The sequence below is a fragment of the Enterococcus sp. AZ080 genome, assembly GCF_051714945.1.
Lineage (GTDB): Bacteria > Bacillota > Bacilli > Lactobacillales > Enterococcaceae > Enterococcus_B > Enterococcus_B pernyi.
In genome coordinates, this window is sequence record NZ_JBIOSV010000001.1 from 1673372 (window position 1) to 1689723 (window position 16352).

Consider the following 16352-nt stretch of genomic DNA (forward strand, 5'->3'; position numbering starts at 1 on the left):
TTCAGGCCCATTTTTAAGAAAAAGAAAAAAAGTGGTCTGACATCTATCCTCTTGCTTCGATGGACCCTAAAAGCAAAAGACAAATTAGTCAAACCACAATATGTTTATATTTCCATTAAATGAACAATAAATTCATTGTTCGTTAGGATGCTTGTTCCTTTAATTTTTCAGCAAATTCGTTGATTTTTCGAATCCGATGATTGATCCCTGATTTCGAGATCGCTCCGGATGGGATCATTTCTCCTAGTTCTTTTAAACTGACTTCAGGATGTTGCAAGCGTAATTCAGCAATCTCTTGTAACTTTTCCGGAAGTGCTTGTAAACCCACTCGTGCTTCGATCAATTCAATATTTTCAATCTGCTTTGATGCTGCATCAATGGTTTTGTTCAGGTTAGCCGTCTCACAATTGACTAACCGGTTCACTGAATTTCTCATATCACGCACGATCCGCACATCTTCAAAGCGCAACATCGAATTTGTTGCCCCAATCAGAGTCAAGAAATCAGCAATTTTTTCGGCCCCTTTTAAATAAGAGATATAGCCATTACGTCTTTCTAGTGTACGCGCGTGTAAACCATAGTAATTCAACATATTACAAATATCTTGGTTATGTTGTTCGTAGATCGAATAAATCTCTAAGTGATAACGACTTGTTTCCGGGTTATTGACTGAACCCGACGCCATAAATGCGCCACGTAAATATGAACGCATCTTTTGTGCATTTCCCATGATCTCATCGGAAACATGCCCATTGAACATCATGCCATCCATGATATCCAGATCCATCAATACATTTTTTGTTCCTTGTTTCAAGCGAACGATGTAGACATTATTCTTCTTTAATTTCATTTTCTTGCGTACGAGCAGTTCGCTTCGTACTTGATAATGATCTTTTAAAAGTGAGTAGATCCGTCGAGCAATTGCGGCGTTTTCTGTCTGTACATTCAAGATGAATTGCTGGTTGACGATTCCAAGTGAGCCATTCATTCGTAATAACGCGGCTAATTCCGCTTTTGCATGTTCTCGATGGACTTCCAAACCAGTCAATTCCTTCTTGACTTCAGCTGCAAATGACACGTTATCCACCTCCTTTTCACAAAATTTTTCCTTTAATTACTTTGAGCCAAAGACGATACGAAATAGTTCTTCGACTACCTTTTCACCATCATGGAAGACCCCGCCATTTTTCAACTCTAAAAAGTCTGTCGAAATGACCCGACAATTTTCTTCTCTTAAGCCATTAAAATCATGTGCTACTTGGACAAGGTATTCATCGTAGATTTCCGGGTCCATGTAATCTTTTGGTACTTTTTCTGTATTGACTAAAACAGTATCGATAAAGGGTTGGTCTAAATGTTGATGCAACACACGAATATGGTCTGCATCTGAAAAATGTTCTGTTTCCCCTTTTTGTGTCATGATATTACAAATGTACACGACCTCTGCTTTCGTTTGAAGCATGGCTTCACCAACTTCTGGTATGACTAAGTTAGGAAGAATACTCGTGAACAAGCTTCCCGGTCCTAAGACGACCATATCTGCTTCCATGATCGCAGAAACGACTTTGCGGCCTGCTTTGGCTTCACTTTCGTCTTCTGTATTACGCACGAATACCCGATCGATCGTTTTGCGGTCAAGAGCGATTTTAGATTCTCCGATCGCTGTCGTTCCATCTTTGAAGACCGCATGTAAGGTCAACGGCGTTTCAGAAGAGGGATAGATGTGACCATCCACGTGCATCATTCGAGACAATAGTTGTACTGCTTCATAAGTACTCCCTCTCATTTCAGCAACTGCCGCAATGATCAAGTTACCAATGGTATGATTGGCTAAAAATTGGTCTTCTTTTTTGAAACGGTACTGAAAGATATCTTCGTAAAATTGAGGCATATCAGATAGCGAGACTAACACATTTCTTAAATCTCCTGGAGGAGCCATCGCAATCGACTGGCGAATCTCACCGCTGCTACCGCCATCATCTGCGACAGTCACGATTGCCGTGATATCGGCTCCTTGATTACGTAGACTTTTCAAAATAACAGGTAAGCCAGTACCGCCTCCGACTACAACGATTTTGGGTTTTCGAATTCGGTAAGTTTTCATTTTCATGAGCGGTTCACCGTCTCTTTGCGCTTATCTTTGTCACGATGAGTTACATTGACTTTATATGTTTCACTAAGCGCTTGAGATAACCTTTCTGTTAAAGCAACTGAACGGTGTTGTCCACCCGTACAGCCAATTGCTACAGTCAAACTGCTTTTTCCTTCTTTGATATATCCTGGCATGACTGTCTTTAATAAATCAAGGAATTTCAAATAAAATAATTCTGTTTCGTCAAAGGACATGACGTAATCATAGACTGGTTTATCTTTCCCAGTCAATGGTCTTAAATCAGCGATATAATGAGGGTTCGGTAAAAAGCGAACATCCATTACAATATCTGAATCAATCGGTAATCCATATTTGAAACCAAACGAAACAAACTCGATGCGAAATCCTTGATCATCTTTTGTTTTAAATGTTTGATTGATTTTTTCACGTAGTTGTCGTGGAGTTAAAGTCGTCGTATCAATAATGACCGAAGCTTGTGCTTTGATGTCATTTAAAATCGCCCGTTCCTTACGAATACCTTCCGTTACTAGACCATCCATCGCCATCGGATGTGTTCTTCTGGTTTCTTTATAACGAGCAACCAACTCTTCATCAGAAGCATCTAAAAATAAGACAGAGGTATCGATGAAATTTGTGTTTTCGATCTCGATCAACATACTTTGGATCTCTTCAAAGAAAGAGCGTGAACGTAGATCCACACCAAGTGCCATTTTTGTGACTTTCCCCGATTCCTTGATCAGTTCCCAGAATTTCGGGATCAGTGTTGGGGGCATATTATCGATACAAAAGTACCCCATATCTTCAAAGCTTTGAATGGCCACAGTTTTACCTGCACCGCTCATTCCTGTAATGATTACTAGTTCTAAATTATCAGCCATCCGTATGGCCTCCTCTCTCGTTCTCCTATAAAATTATATCATCCCGGGCGTATCATTGCTAGTTTGAATTCGATTTCTTTTGATTTTATTCAAAGACTGTGAAACAAAAACAAATCACTTCAAAATAAGCACGAAAAGTGAGTGGGACATTAGTCCTCACGCACATTCTAAAACCGAATAAATGGCGAGAACAAAAGTACGCTCTTCGGAAATAAGGCGCCATCCACAAAAATTTGAAGAACAATTTTCGTGGATGGCGTCTTATTTCTCGAGGGGAAACATTTCTGTCTCTAACTCTTTTCGCGCTAATTTATAGGAGATGAACCCCTGTGGATCAAACTCAGCCCACAACTATTATTACACTCAAAACGTATCTTACTTTCGAGCAGACAGTGCCATCTCGATTGTTCGATCAGCTAATATCGACTGCGCATCGATCACAGGATAAGGATTATCGGAGGCAACTTCTTGCATCAAAGACAATTCTGTACAGCCTAAGATGATCTTTTCACATGCCAATCGTTGAACGACTTCTTCTAAAATCTCAAAATAAAGTTCTTTGTTCAAGCGATCTGCTTCTTTGATTTCATGATAAATCAAGTAGTTCACTTTTTCTTGTAGTTCTTGGTCAGGAATCACCACGTCAAATCCTAACGCTTTGATTTCTTTTTCGTAAACGCCGGCAAGAATACTTCCTTGAGTTGCTAAAACAGCTACTTTACCCGTTGTTTTTTGACGGACAAGCTCTTTTGCCGCTTCTCGTGGCATATGCAAAATCGGAATCGTCGTCTCTGCTTGTAAGTCATCAAAAAAGTAATGAGCTGTATTACAAGTCAAAACAATGAAATTCGGTTGTAGTAAATTTTGTTTTTTGACATCCTCTACTAAATAAGAGACAGGATTTTCTTTTGTTTGATCCAAAATGTAGGCCGTTCGATCAGGAACTGTCGCATGATTGAACAATACATAGTTCAAATAATCCTGATCTTTGGCGGCTTTGACACGATGATTGATCAAGCGTACAAAGCTTTCCGTTGCCATCGTTCCCATCCCACCTAAGATGCTGAAAAAATTCTCCATGAACTAGCCTTCTTTCGAATGAAAGTATTTTTTAAATCTTGGAATATAGTTTCGGAACATATAAGTCATCAATACCCAGCGTTTAAGTGAATGATCTTTCTCATAAAACACAGTCGTTCCATAGCGTTTTTCTTTGATCAACTGCAAGGCACGTTGTTTTTGTTCGTTCTCTTTGGCATAAGTCAAAAAGACTTTTTTAGGCACGCCAAGCCATAGCTTCGCTTGGTCTGATTGGTTCGTTCCGTAGGTCGTTTCCACGAATGGCACACCAAAGACACGGTCTTCTGTTAGAAAACGTGCTAAATTCAGACCATTAAGCGTAACAAAGAAACTACTTCTTCCTTGACGAAGATTGATCTCAAATAATTTATATTCCCCATCTCGTGGGTCATATTTCATGTCGAAGTTTGCAAAACCAGTGTACTCGATTTTTTCTAGAAATGCTTTGATCGTTTGGTAGATCTTCTCGTTATAGTCAGGCATGATCACCACATAGTTTCCGATAGACGCTGGTGTTGGGTCTTCAAGTAATGGATGTCCTAGACACATCATTCGTACTTGATGCTGGTCATCAACGTAGGCATTCAAAACACGCATATTGCTGTCATCCCCAGGAATAAAATCTTGTGCGATCATTTCGCTCGTATAACCTGCTTCATAGATCCGACCTAACATCAAATCAAATTCCTCGCGATTATCAATAATAAACGCTTTTTTTCGTCCCTCAAATTGGACAGATAAATATTCCACACTATTTGCCGGTTTTAGTGCTACAGGAAAATTGAAAGGTAACTCTTGTTCCAAGCGGCCATTGTTCAACATTTCTTTTCGAATGATCAATGTTTTGGGATAAGGTAACTGATATTCTTCACATATCTCATAAAAACTCACTTTATTCACTAATCGCTCGAAAAGTGAATAATCGATATAAGGACATATAAAAGTTTCAGACAGCTCCTCTTTATGCTGAGATATCAACTCGGCATATCCATCGCCACAAGCTATCAGTAAATATTTTTTATTTTTATCCGTATATTTTTCTTTTGCTAAACGTCTCATCGTCTCTATAAAAACCGGATCTTGATCAAATCCTGGAATCACTTCAACGTTTACGATTTTGCTATAGCGGGTAGGCGCTAATTGATTCGACGCATAGGATTGACAAACTGTGCCATATGCCTCGTGAAATGAACGGGCCATACCATAAACGTTCATATCGCTACCTAATAAAATAGGGATAAATTCATTTTTTTCATTACTGTTCATCATTATCTCTCACTAACTTAATAATCTCTTGTTTTTTCTTTTACAATTACACAAGGAATATCATACCATAAAGAAAAAAGCAATCAAAGGAATCTCCTCCGATTGCTCAATTCTTTTTTGAACGGATTGAACTTATAGGAAGTTTTTATCTATACCAATAAGTGTAGAAAGAACTACCATATAAAATATTCTAGAATATTCATGAAAAGAAAACAATACATATTGTATTCTTTTAATATTTTTTTAACTATCATCATCACTTTTATTATTTTCCCATGATTTTTTTCAAATAATGTCCTGTATAGCTTTCTTTGACTTTCACTAATTCCTCTGGTGTACCAGTCGCTAGGATCGTACCGCCACCTTCGCCACCTTCAGGTCCTAGGTCGATCAAATGATCCGCTGTTTTGATGACGTCTAAATTGTGTTCAATGACTAACACAGTATTTCCTGCATCAACCAATCGTTGCAAAACATGCAATAAACGAGCAATGTCATCAGTGTGAAGCCCTGTAGTCGGCTCATCTAAAATATAAAAATTCTTCCCATTAGAAATTTTGTGCAGTTCACTCGCAAGTTTCATTCGTTGCGCTTCTCCGCCGGACAATGTCGTTGCTGGTTGTCCCATCGTGACATACCCTAAACCAACATCAACGATCGTTTGTAGTTTTCGATGGATCTTAGGGATCGGTTGGAAAAACTCAACGGCATCTTCAACCGTCATCTCTAAGATATCCGCAATACTTTTTCCTTTGTAATGAACTTCTAATGTTTCTGAGTTATAACGTTTCCCATGACAGACTTCGCATGGGACATACACATCTGGTAAGAAATGCATTTCGATTTTGATGATCCCATCCCCGCGGCAAGCTTCACAGCGTCCACCTTTCACATTGAAACTGAAACGACCTTTTTTGTAGCCACGCATCTTCGCTTCATTAGTTTGAGCAAACAGATCACGGATATCATCAAAAACACTCGTATAAGTCGCCGGATTACTTCTTGGTGTCCGACCAATCGGGCTTTGATCGATATCAATGATTTTTTCGATTCCTTCATAACCAGTTATCGTTTTGAACTTTCCTGGTTTGGCTGAATTACGATTGATTTTTTGTGCTAATGCCTTCTTCAAGATACTGTTTACAAGCGTACTTTTCCCTGAACCAGAGACTCCAGTGACCGCCACGAACTCACCCAAAGGAAACTCGACGTACACGTTTTTCAAGTTGTTTTCTGTCGCACCTGTGATCTTGATCGCTTTCCCTGTACCTTTTCGTCTTGTTTCAGGAACAGGGATCGATTTTTTGCCAGACAGATATTGTCCGGTCAATGAATGTTTATCCTTCGCAACTTGAGCTGGGGTTCCAGCAGAAACGATCTCGCCACCTTGATGTCCCGCACCAGGCCCAACATCGATCAAATAATCAGCTGCACGCATCGTATCTTCATCATGTTCCACAACCACTAAGGTATTGCCAAGATCACGCATTTTCTTCAATGAACCGATCAAGCGATCATTGTCCCGTTGATGCAAGCCAATGGAAGGCTCATCTAAGATATAAAGAACTCCCGATAGATTTGAACCGATTTGTGTGGCTAAACGAATCCGTTGCGCTTCTCCGCCTGATAAAGTGCCCGAAGCACGACTAAGTGTCAAATAATCAAGACCCACATTTTCTAAGAATGACAAACGATCATTGACTTCTTTTAGAATCGGACGAGCGATGACTTTTTCTTGCTCTGATAAAGTTAGATTTTCAAAAAATTCAACGGCATGTTGGATCGACAACTCATTCGTCTGACCAATATTCGTACCATTGATCTGTACGGATAAAGCTTGTGGATTCAACCGGTAACCGTCACAAGTCTTACACGTCAATTCTGTCATGTAAAGACGCATTTGTTCTCTCGTAAAATCGCTGTTCGTATCATGGTAGCGACGTTTGATATTGGTCATCACCCCTTCAAATGACGTTTCAACATCTCTCACTCCTCCAAAATCATTTTCGTAGTGGAAATGGAAGGGCTCTGAGGTACCATTCAACACGATTTCTTGATGTTCAATAGGTAAGTCTTCAAATGGTGTATCCATATCGATGCCATAACTTTCGCACGCTTGAGCCAGCATTTGTGGATAATATTGCGAACTGATGGGATTCCAAGGGATGATTGCTCCTTCATTCAATGTTTTTGTTTTATCTGGGATCACTAGATCGATATCGACTTCTAATTTGACACCCAAACCATCACAATCCGGACATGCGCCAAATGGTGCATTGAAAGAAAATAAGCGCGGTTCTAATTCTCCCACTGTAAACCCACAGTACGGACACGCATAATGTTCGCTAAAGAGCATTTCTTCTTCCCCGATCACATCGATCAGTACATAGCCATCCGCTAAACGAAGCGCTGCTTCGATAGAATCGAATAAACGAGAGCGGACGCCTTCTTTGACCACGATTCGGTCAATCACGATCGCGATATCGTGTTTTTTATTTTTCTCTAATTCAGGTACTTCGCTAACGTCATAGGTTTCTCCGTCTACACGAACACGAACATACCCTTCTTTTTGGACACGTTCAAATACTTTTTTGTGTTGTCCTTTTTTCTTTACCACGATCGGTGCTAAAATTTGGATCTTCGTCCGATCAGACAGTTCTAGCACTTTGTCCACCATTTGTTCGACGGATTGACTGGTGATCTCGATATGGTCATTTGGACAGATCGGATGACCGACCCGAGCAAACAACAAACGTAAATAATCATTGATCTCTGTGACTGTCCCTACGGTAGAACGAGGGTTTTTACTGGTTGTTTTTTGATCGATCGAGATTGCTGGGCTAAGTCCATCAATACTATCGACATCCGGTTTATCCATTTGCCCCAAAAATTGACGGGCATACGCAGATAAACTTTCGACATATCGGCGTTGTCCCTCTGCGTATAATGTGTCAAAAGCAAGTGAACTTTTCCCTGAACCGGATAATCCGGTGACGACCACGAATTTATCACGTGGGATCGTCACATCGATATTCTTCAAATTGTGCGCTCTTGCGCCATGAATAATAATTTTATCGTTAGCCATGTTTACCCCCTACTCAGATGCTTTTAATTCAAGAATCATATCACGCACATTGGCTGCAGTCTCGAAATCCAATGCTTTCGCTGCATCTTTCATTTCTTTTTCTAGTTTCATCAATAGTGTTGCTTTTTCTTCTCTTGTCATCTCTTCATAAGAAACTTGTACCGTTTCTTTTGCATCATCTTCTGATTCTTTCGTAATCGAGATCAAGTCTCGGATTTCTTTGATGATCGTTTTCGGAACAATACCATGTTCCTCATTGTATTGTTGCTGGATACTACGACGTCTTGACGTTTCGTCCATGGCCAAACGCATAGAATCAGTGACTCTGTCCGCATACATGATGACTTTACCTTCTGAGTTACGTGCCGCACGTCCGATGGTTTGGACTAACGAACGTTCACTTCGTAAGAACCCTTCTTTATCGGCATCTAAAATAGCGACTAACGATACTTCAGGGACATCTAATCCTTCACGTAGTAAGTTGATACCAACTAATACATCGAACTCACCTAAACGAAGGTCGCGAATGATCTCTGTTCGTTCTAATGTTTTGATATCACTATGCAAGTATTTCACTTTGATCCCTAACTCTTTGAAGTAATCGGTCAAGTCTTCTGACATCTTTTTCGTCAACGTGGTCACGAACACCCGTTGATCTTTTTCGACCCGCTCATTGATCTCACCAACTAGATCATCGATTTGACCCATGATCGGTCGTACTTCGATGACTGGGTCTAATAATCCTGTTGGTCGAATGATTTGTTGGACCACTGTGTCTGTTTGTTCGTACTCATAAGGTCCAGGAGTAGCTGAAACATAGACGATCTGGTTGACATGTTTCTCAAATTCTTCTAGACGCAAAGGACGGTTATCTAGTGCAGATGGCAAGCGGAAGCCATAATCGACTAGCATTTGTTTTCTCGCACGGTCTCCGTTATACATTCCACGGATCTGTGGCATCGTCACATGAGATTCATCAATGACCATCAGCGCATCCTCAGGGAAGAAATCTAATAACGTATACGGCGGTTCGCCTTCTTTACGACCATCCATATGACGTGAATAGTTTTCGATCCCTGAAGTATAGCCCATCTCTAACATCATCTCGATGTCATAGTTCGTCCGTTGTTCTAAGCGTTGCGCCTCTAGTAATTTGTTCTCATTACGTAACACAGTCAAGCGTTGTTCCAGTTCTGCTTTGATATTTGCGACCGCATGTTCCATATGATCGTCATCGGTCACAAAGTGAGTGGCTGGGAAAATAGCGACGTGCTCTGTTTCGCCTAATACTTCACCTGTCAACGCATTCACCTCACGGATTCTTTCGACCTCATCACCAAAAAATTCCACGCGTAATGCTCGCTCATCACGTGAAGCCGGAAAGATCTCCACGACATCACCACGCACTCGAAAACGACCGCGCTGAAAATCAATATCGTTTCGCTCGAATTGGATGCTGACTAGATCTCGGATCAATTGATTACGGTCCATCTCCGCACCTTGTCTGATCGACACGACTTGTTTTTGATATTCGAATGGTGAACCTAATCCAAAAATACAAGAAACCGAAGCAATCACGATCACGTCATTTCGTTCTAACAATGAACTTGTGGCGGAATGACGCAATTTATCGATTTCATCGTTGACACTTGAATCTTTTTCAATGTACGTATCACTCGAAGGTACATAGGCTTCTGGTTGATAATAATCATAGTAAGAAACAAAATATTCGACCGCATTATTCGGAAAGAACTCTTTGAATTCCCCATATAATTGGCCAGCTAGTGTCTTATTATGTGCAATGATCAAAGTTGGTTTATTTACTTTTTCGATCAAATTAGATATCGTATAGGTTTTCCCTGTTCCGGTCGCACCTAATAAAATCTGCGCTTTTTTACCCTCATTTACACCTTCGACCAACTGCTTGATCGCTTCTGGTTGATCGCCGGCTGGTTGGTATTTTGACACCAACTCGAAATGACGGGAGGTATCTCTTTCAATCATTGTTCGTCCTCCTTTTCGTTCATTCCTTCTCTCATTTCATCAAAAAAAAGAAAAGGAAAGCAAAGGCATTCCTTGTTCTTCTATTATATCACGGCGAACATACTTTCGCCAATTGAAAGTTTCAGATCTTATAGTTCATCTCTTTCTTTTATTACATGTCATGTTTTCTTACATACCATGTAATAAACTGCTACTTTTTTGAATTATTTTTTCTTGGAATCTTGTGTTAGGAATATCTTTTCGCCTATAATAGTTAAATATGGAAATTATCGAAATTTATATAGGAGGTTATTTATGAAAAAAAGAAACATGTTACAGACATTCCTTTTCATAATGACAGGACTTGTTACATTCGCTCTGCACACGCCTGTGCAAGCTGATGAGACGCAATCGACTACAGCAACTAGCGAGACGATGCAAAAAATAGAACCTAAAAAAGACGTTTATGTGATTGCAAGTGATTCGGCCTTCGCTCCATTCGAGTATCAAAATGCGGATGGCGAATATGTGGGGATCGATGTCAGCTTAATGGAAGCTATCTCAGAAATGCATGGGTTCAATATCCGCATGGACTTCCGCGGTTTCTCTGCTGCGTTACAAGCATTGGAATCTGGACAAGCAGATGGAATGATCGCGGGGATGACGATTACAGATGAACGTAAAAAAACGTTTGATTTTTCAGACCCTTATTTCCAAAGTGGTATCCAAATCGCAGTCAAAAAAGGTAATATTTCGATCAAGTCTTATGAAGACTTAGATGGAAAAACAGTCGGTGCGAAAGTCGGTACCGAAAGTGCAGATTTCTTGGTCGCTAACCAAGAGAAATATGGCTACGAAATCAAATATTTCGATGCTGCAGATCAACTATATGACAGTTTGAGAGTCGGAGCAATTGACGCAATGATGGATGACTATCCAGTAATCGGTTATGCGATCAAAAATGGTCAGGAATTAGAAACGCCGATCGAACGAGAAACTGGTGGCTCTTATGGTTTCGCAGTGAAAAAAGGAGAAAATCCTGAATTATTACAAATGTTCAACGAAGGATTAAAAGAATTAAAACGAACAGGTCAATATGATGAGATCATCAATCAATACATCTCTACAGACGAAAGTGCAGCAGCACCAGCTGTTGATGAATCGACATTGACTGGCTTGATCCAAAACAATTACAAAGCGCTATTGAAAGGCTTATGGCAAACGATCCTATTAACCTTGATTTCATTTGCACTAGCTTTAGTTGTCGGCGTAATCTTCGGTCTTTTCAGTGTTGCACCGATCCGCGCCTTACGAACAGTTGCCAGCATCTATGTAGATATCATTCGTGGAATCCCGATGATGGTACTTGCTTTCTTCATCTTTTTCGGTCTACCAAGTATCGTCGGCTTTACGATTCCTGACTTTATTGCAGGGATCATTACATTGACCTTGAACGCGAGTGCCTATATCGCTGAAATCGTACGTGGTGGGATCAATGCAGTTCCAACAGGACAAATGGAAGCTTCACGAAGTTTAGGTCTGTCTTATAACCGTACGATGCAAAAAATCATTTTACCACAAGCATTTAAAATCATGATTCCATCGTTTGTCAACCAATTCGTGATCTCATTGAAAGATACGACGATCATTTCAGCGATCGGTGTGGTCGAGTTGTTACAAACTGGACGAATCATCGTTGCTCGGACCACTCAAAGTACGTATGTTTACTTGATCATCGCAGTAATGTACTTGATCTTGATCACTGCATTGACGAAATTCGCGAAAGTTTTAGAAAAGAAGGTGAAATAAGATGACAGAAAAAATCTTAGTCGAACATCTTGTAAAAAAATATGGAGACAACACTGTCTTGAACGACATCAACGTGTCGATCAATGAAGGCGATGTTGTTTGTGTGATCGGACCTTCTGGTTCAGGTAAAAGTACTTTTTTACGTTGTTTGAACCGTTTAGAAGATCCGACATCCGGTGATATCATCATTGATGGTGCTCATTTGATGGATAAAAACACAGATATCAACTTAGTAAGACAACATATTGGCATGGTATTCCAGCATTTCAATCTTTTCCCACATCTTTCTGTGTTGGAAAACATCGTTTTAGCACCGATGGATCTAAAGAAACTCTCTCGTGAGGAAGCAGAGAAAAAAGCAATCAAATTGTTAGAAACAGTTGGTTTAGAAGACAAAAAAGATATGTACCCAGATAACTTATCTGGTGGACAAAAACAACGGGTTGCTATCGCTCGTGCATTAGCTATGAATCCCGATATCATGCTCTTTGATGAACCTACTTCAGCCTTGGACCCAGAAATGGTCGGCGATGTATTGAATGTCATGAAAAAATTAGCGAAACAAGGAATGACTATGGTCATCGTGACACATGAAATGGGCTTTGCTAAAGAAGTCGCTAACCGTGTCATGTTTATAGATGGCGGCAACTTCCTTGAAGATGGCACACCACAACAAATCTTTGAAAATCCGCAAAATGAGCGAACGAAAGATTTCTTGGATAAAGTATTAGATATCTGATCGACTAAAAAAGGCCTCTAAGAACGTCTGGAAAAACCAAGCGTCCTTAGGGGCTTTTTACTATTGATTTTTAACGAATGTTACATGATCCACCGATACCCATCCTTGCGCTTTTGCATCAACATAAATGCCAATCTCACTCGTGCCTGAAGTAACCGGGATATCTTTGATCGTTACCTTCGTCCACTCGCCACTTTTAGTGATCGAAGTCTTCAGTTCTTTCCCACCATGATTTTTGACATACACCTGACTAGTGGTCAAATCGCCGCCTGCCATAGTATAAGCAGTTAATGTGTAGGTTCCCTTGCTTAATCCATTAACCGTTTGATATATCGACATTTGATACGCTTGATCATCCCAAAAGGTTGCTTTATACGTTCCGGAAAACCCACCAGTTTCAGTTTTCAATGTATCGATTGCTGCACCATTGCCTCGCCACACCGACCAATTGGACGGTGCGTTCGTGAAACCGTCATTTTCAAAACTAGGATTTTTCAGAAGATTTTGCTGTCTCCCGGCTTCTTGAAACGCCTTTAAGCTGGGAAGTGCTTGCCCATTGAAATCAAACATCGCTTGGTTGTCCCACTCATTTCCTGTTTGAGATTGTACGCCTAGATAGTTCATTCCAGCAGCTGTTGCCCAAGAGACATTGCCGTTATACCATAGAGGTTCCCAGTAGAAGAATCCGTTTCCTTTCTCATTCGGCACGGTTTGGATACGGGTCACCAAATCATTCAAATATTCTCTTTGTCCTGCTGGTGTTGCCGCATAGCCTCCTGCAATTTCCTGTTCAGGTCCAAAAGCATTGGGCATACTATCCGCACTGGCAGTTGTGTGTCCATACGCAGTCTCTACCACATTGACTTCTTTATCATATCTGGCACTGATCGTGTTCATTGTTGTTTGTAAGGCATTCATCGAGCCATGCCAATAAGGATAATAGGACAGGCCGATCAAATCGTAATCCACCCCACGTTTTGTAATCTCATCAAACCACCAAGTAAATACATCTGTATCTCCACCATCAGCTAAATGTAGCATGATCGGCGTGTCGACTGGTTGTGTTTCTTTTACTCCCCGAATCCCAGACTTCAAGAAAGTGGCTAATCGATCAAACTCGCCACCACCTTCCCCCCATGATTTCCCATGTGGCCAAAGCATGCCGCTATTCAATTCATTACCTATCTGGACCATATCAGGATATACGCCATTGTTTTTCATTTCTGTCAATACACTTTTCGTATAACCGTATAAGGCTGCATCAAGTTGCTCAAAGCTATAGTTTTCCCATGCTTTCGGTAGGTTTTGTTTGCCAGGGTCCACCCAGAAATCACTATAATGAAAATCAAGTAACACTTTCAATCCTAGGTTTTTCGCACGTTTCGCCAAAGCAATCGTTGTTTTCAAATCATTCGTGCCTGCACCATATGAATTCCCTTGATCATCATAAGGATCTTGCCATAATCGCAAACGAACATAGTTGACGCCATTGTTCTTTAGAATCTGTAATGCATCTTTTTTCACACCATTTTCGTAATATCCTGCACCAGATTTTTCCATATCTGCTAATATCGAGATATCTGCTCCTCGTATCAATTCCTTTGCCTCCACTTGCTTTGTGCCTAATACTACACTGACTAATGAAACAAATAATCCGACAACCAACACTCGCCAACCTTTTACTTTGTTCATTTAACGATCTCTCCTTTGATTTAAAATTGATCTAAAACAAACCGAACAGCTTTCTCAGGATCTCTTGTCAAACCAATGTATTCTGCACCTTTTGTGGCAACCAATTTAATCCCTAAACGATCTGTGTCTTCCTTGATATCCTCATAGTAAGATTGGACTTGCGGCGCCAAGACGATCATATCAAAGTCTTCCATCATCTCGTAATGAGAACCATAAGCACCTGCTAAAGCACTGATTGGTGCATCAAATTCTTTTGCTCCTTCTTTTAAGGCATTTGCAAGCATAGCACTTGTACCTGCACCTGCACATAAAACTAATACATTGATTTCTTTTCCTGAATCACCCAAAGAACTCGCTTCTGTTGCCAATACTTCATTCGCCGGAATCGTCACAGTCACTTTTGTTTCGTTTTCTTGCATGGCTACTTGTTCTGCTTGTCGTGCTTCTTGCTCGACTAACGTTGCATCATACGCCTTACAGAATGGGAAGTAGATTGCAAAGTCGACGAGAATCAAGACGGCTGCTAATACAAACGCCAAAACCCCCATGCCGGTTCCCAAAACTAGTCCAATCGGCGCTGGCGTTGCCCAAGGTAAGACATACATGAAACTATTCATTCCAAACACATCAACAAAAAACTTGAACAAGCAAACGTTTACAATCGGTGTCAATAAAAACGGAACAAAGAAATACGGATTCAAAATCATCGGTGCCGCAAACAACAACGGCTCATTCACAGCAAAGCTGACTGGAATAACTGAAGCTTTACCAACGGCTTTTAACTGTTTGGATTTTGCAAACAGCAAAAAGATAAACGGCACGACTAAAGTCGCACCTGTTCCACCCATCGTTCCGACAAAATTTCCTAAACCAACAGTCAATACATGTGAAGCTTGTTCCCCAGAATTAAACAGTTGTAAATTGGTTTCGACATTCGCATAAATGATCGCTGCAATCGCTGGTTCAACAATCGATGGGCCATGCACACCAACAAACCAGAAAAATGCCATAGCACCCCAGATCACGGCTATCCCCAAATAGCCATCTGCTGCTGTAAATAGTGGTTGTAATAAAGTGATGATGGCTTCTGCAAAAGAGATGCCAAAAAGACTACGTGCAGCTAAGTCGACCAACACGGCGGCAAAGACCGAAAATGAAAATGGAAAAATATCGCGGAACGTTTGAGAAATCGTTCCTGGCACTTCTTTTGGCATCTTGATCGTAATATCTTTTCGTACACAAAACTTATAAATATTTACAGTAATAAATGCAGCGATGAACGAAGCAAGTAATCCTTTCGTCCCCATATATTCCGTTGAAAAACCACCTTCGATCGGTGAGACACTCAACAATAAGAAACTAACTAAAGAAGCAAGCATCACCGATGTGGTATTGATGATTTTATTTTTCGGCATTCTCCGATTCATCGATTCAGCTAAACAACGTGCAGTAGTTGTAGAAACTAATATGCCCACGACCCCCATCGAATAATTGTAGATTTTCCATAACCAGGTCGATACTCCTTCTGGCCATTGAAAACCAAAAATCTCAGGAACTGCCGCAATCAAAATAAAGATACTTGAAAATAAAATTGCAGGCATAGCCGTCAAGAATCCATCTCTGACCGCACCTAAGTATATATTACGTGAGATTTTTTCAAAGATCGGTTTGCCTTTTTCAATTTGCTTGATGATCCCATTCATGCTT

General features: G+C 40.5%; 10 protein-coding genes and 2 pseudogenes. 2 read left to right on the top strand and 10 right to left on the bottom strand.

Features of this window, described 5'->3' with window-relative positions:
- Positions 1–142: 142 nt before the first annotated feature.
- The 7 genes from whiA to uvrB form a co-directional block, all read right to left on the bottom strand.
- On the bottom strand, positions 143–1078 hold the full coding sequence (whiA, locus tag IGK01_RS07890; RefSeq protein ID WP_010735234.1) for a DNA-binding protein WhiA: 936 nt from the start codon (positions 1076–1078) through the stop codon (positions 143–145).
- A 36-nt stretch (positions 1079–1114) separates the two neighbouring features.
- Positions 1115–2110, bottom strand: a complete 996-nt coding sequence (locus tag IGK01_RS07895) for a gluconeogenesis factor YvcK family protein (protein WP_010735233.1) — start codon at positions 2108–2110, stop codon at positions 1115–1117.
- The gene (rapZ, locus tag IGK01_RS07900) at positions 2107–2991 is read right to left on the bottom strand and encodes an RNase adapter RapZ (RefSeq protein WP_010735232.1); all 885 of its coding nucleotides are present in this window, start codon (positions 2989–2991) and stop codon (positions 2107–2109) included. The genes IGK01_RS07895 and rapZ overlap by 4 nt, the downstream gene beginning before the upstream one ends.
- Before the next feature lie 375 nt (positions 2992–3366).
- The gene (locus IGK01_RS07905) at positions 3367–4071 is read right to left on the bottom strand and encodes an amino acid racemase (protein WP_010735231.1); all 705 of its coding nucleotides are present in this window, start codon (positions 4069–4071) and stop codon (positions 3367–3369) included.
- A gap of 3 nt (positions 4072–4074) precedes the next feature.
- Positions 4075–5340 (bottom strand): D-aspartate ligase, encoded by a 1266-nt coding sequence (locus IGK01_RS07910; protein WP_041684221.1) that lies wholly within the window; start codon positions 5338–5340, stop codon positions 4075–4077.
- Between the two features lie 262 nt (positions 5341–5602).
- Positions 5603–8422, bottom strand: coding sequence for an excinuclease ABC subunit UvrA (gene uvrA, locus IGK01_RS07915; protein WP_438840639.1), 2820 nt, complete (start codon positions 8420–8422; stop codon positions 5603–5605).
- Between the two features lie 9 nt (positions 8423–8431).
- A complete protein-coding gene (gene uvrB, locus IGK01_RS07920; RefSeq protein ID WP_019723722.1) occupies positions 8432–10426 on the bottom strand; it encodes an excinuclease ABC subunit UvrB in 1995 nt (664 codons plus the stop codon).
- A gap of 198 nt (positions 10427–10624) precedes the next feature.
- Here uvrB and IGK01_RS07925 point away from each other — a divergent pair, with 198 nt between their 5' ends.
- Both IGK01_RS07925 and IGK01_RS07930 read left to right on the top strand, forming a co-directional pair.
- Positions 10625–12214 (top strand): amino acid ABC transporter substrate-binding protein/permease, encoded by a 1590-nt coding sequence (locus tag IGK01_RS07925; RefSeq protein WP_438840640.1) that lies wholly within the window; start codon positions 10625–10627, stop codon positions 12212–12214.
- 1 nt (position 12215) lies between these two features.
- Positions 12216–12953: an amino acid ABC transporter ATP-binding protein gene (locus tag IGK01_RS07930; protein WP_019723724.1), complete on the top strand. Its 738-nt coding sequence runs from the start codon at positions 12216–12218 to the stop codon at positions 12951–12953.
- 60 nt (positions 12954–13013) lie between these two features.
- On the opposite strand, the gene IGK01_RS07935 is transcribed toward IGK01_RS07930, so the two are convergent.
- The 3 genes and pseudogenes from IGK01_RS07935 to IGK01_RS07945 all read right to left on the bottom strand — a co-directional run.
- On the bottom strand, positions 13014–14645 hold the full coding sequence (locus IGK01_RS07935; RefSeq protein ID WP_194179793.1) for a glycosyl hydrolase 53 family protein: 1632 nt from the start codon (positions 14643–14645) through the stop codon (positions 13014–13016).
- A 20-nt stretch (positions 14646–14665) separates the two neighbouring features.
- A pseudogene (locus tag IGK01_RS07940) lies at positions 14666–14986 on the bottom strand (lactose/cellobiose PTS transporter subunit IIB); the annotation flags it as partial.
- Between the two features lie 77 nt (positions 14987–15063).
- Positions 15064–16348: pseudogene (locus IGK01_RS07945) on the bottom strand (PTS transporter subunit EIIC); the annotation flags it as partial.
- Positions 16349–16352 lie beyond the last annotated feature (4 nt).

What these genes read in the sequence shown, in the direction of transcription:
- IGK01_RS07895 (WP_010735233.1), bottom strand. Translation starts at nt 2,110, where the DNA reads ATGAAAATGAAAACTTACCGAATTCGAAAACCCAAAATCGTTGTAGTC.
- rapZ (WP_010735232.1), bottom strand. Translation starts at nt 2,991, where the DNA reads ATGGCTGATAATTTAGAACTAGTAATCATTACAGGAATGAGCGGTGCA.
- IGK01_RS07905 (WP_010735231.1), bottom strand. Translation starts at nt 4,071, where the DNA reads ATGGAGAATTTTTTCAGCATCTTAGGTGGGATGGGAACGATGGCAACG.
- IGK01_RS07910 (WP_041684221.1), bottom strand. Translation starts at nt 5,340, where the DNA reads ATGATGAACAGTAATGAAAAAAATGAATTTATCCCTATTTTATTAGGT.
- uvrA (WP_438840639.1), bottom strand. Translation starts at nt 8,422, where the DNA reads ATGGCTAACGATAAAATTATTATTCATGGCGCAAGAGCGCACAATTTG.
- uvrB (WP_019723722.1), bottom strand. Translation starts at nt 10,426, where the DNA reads ATGATTGAAAGAGATACCTCCCGTCATTTCGAGTTGGTGTCAAAATAC.
- IGK01_RS07930 (WP_019723724.1), top strand. Translation starts at nt 12,216, where the DNA reads ATGACAGAAAAAATCTTAGTCGAACATCTTGTAAAAAAATATGGAGAC.
- IGK01_RS07935 (WP_194179793.1), bottom strand. Translation starts at nt 14,645, where the DNA reads ATGAACAAAGTAAAAGGTTGGCGAGTGTTGGTTGTCGGATTATTTGTT.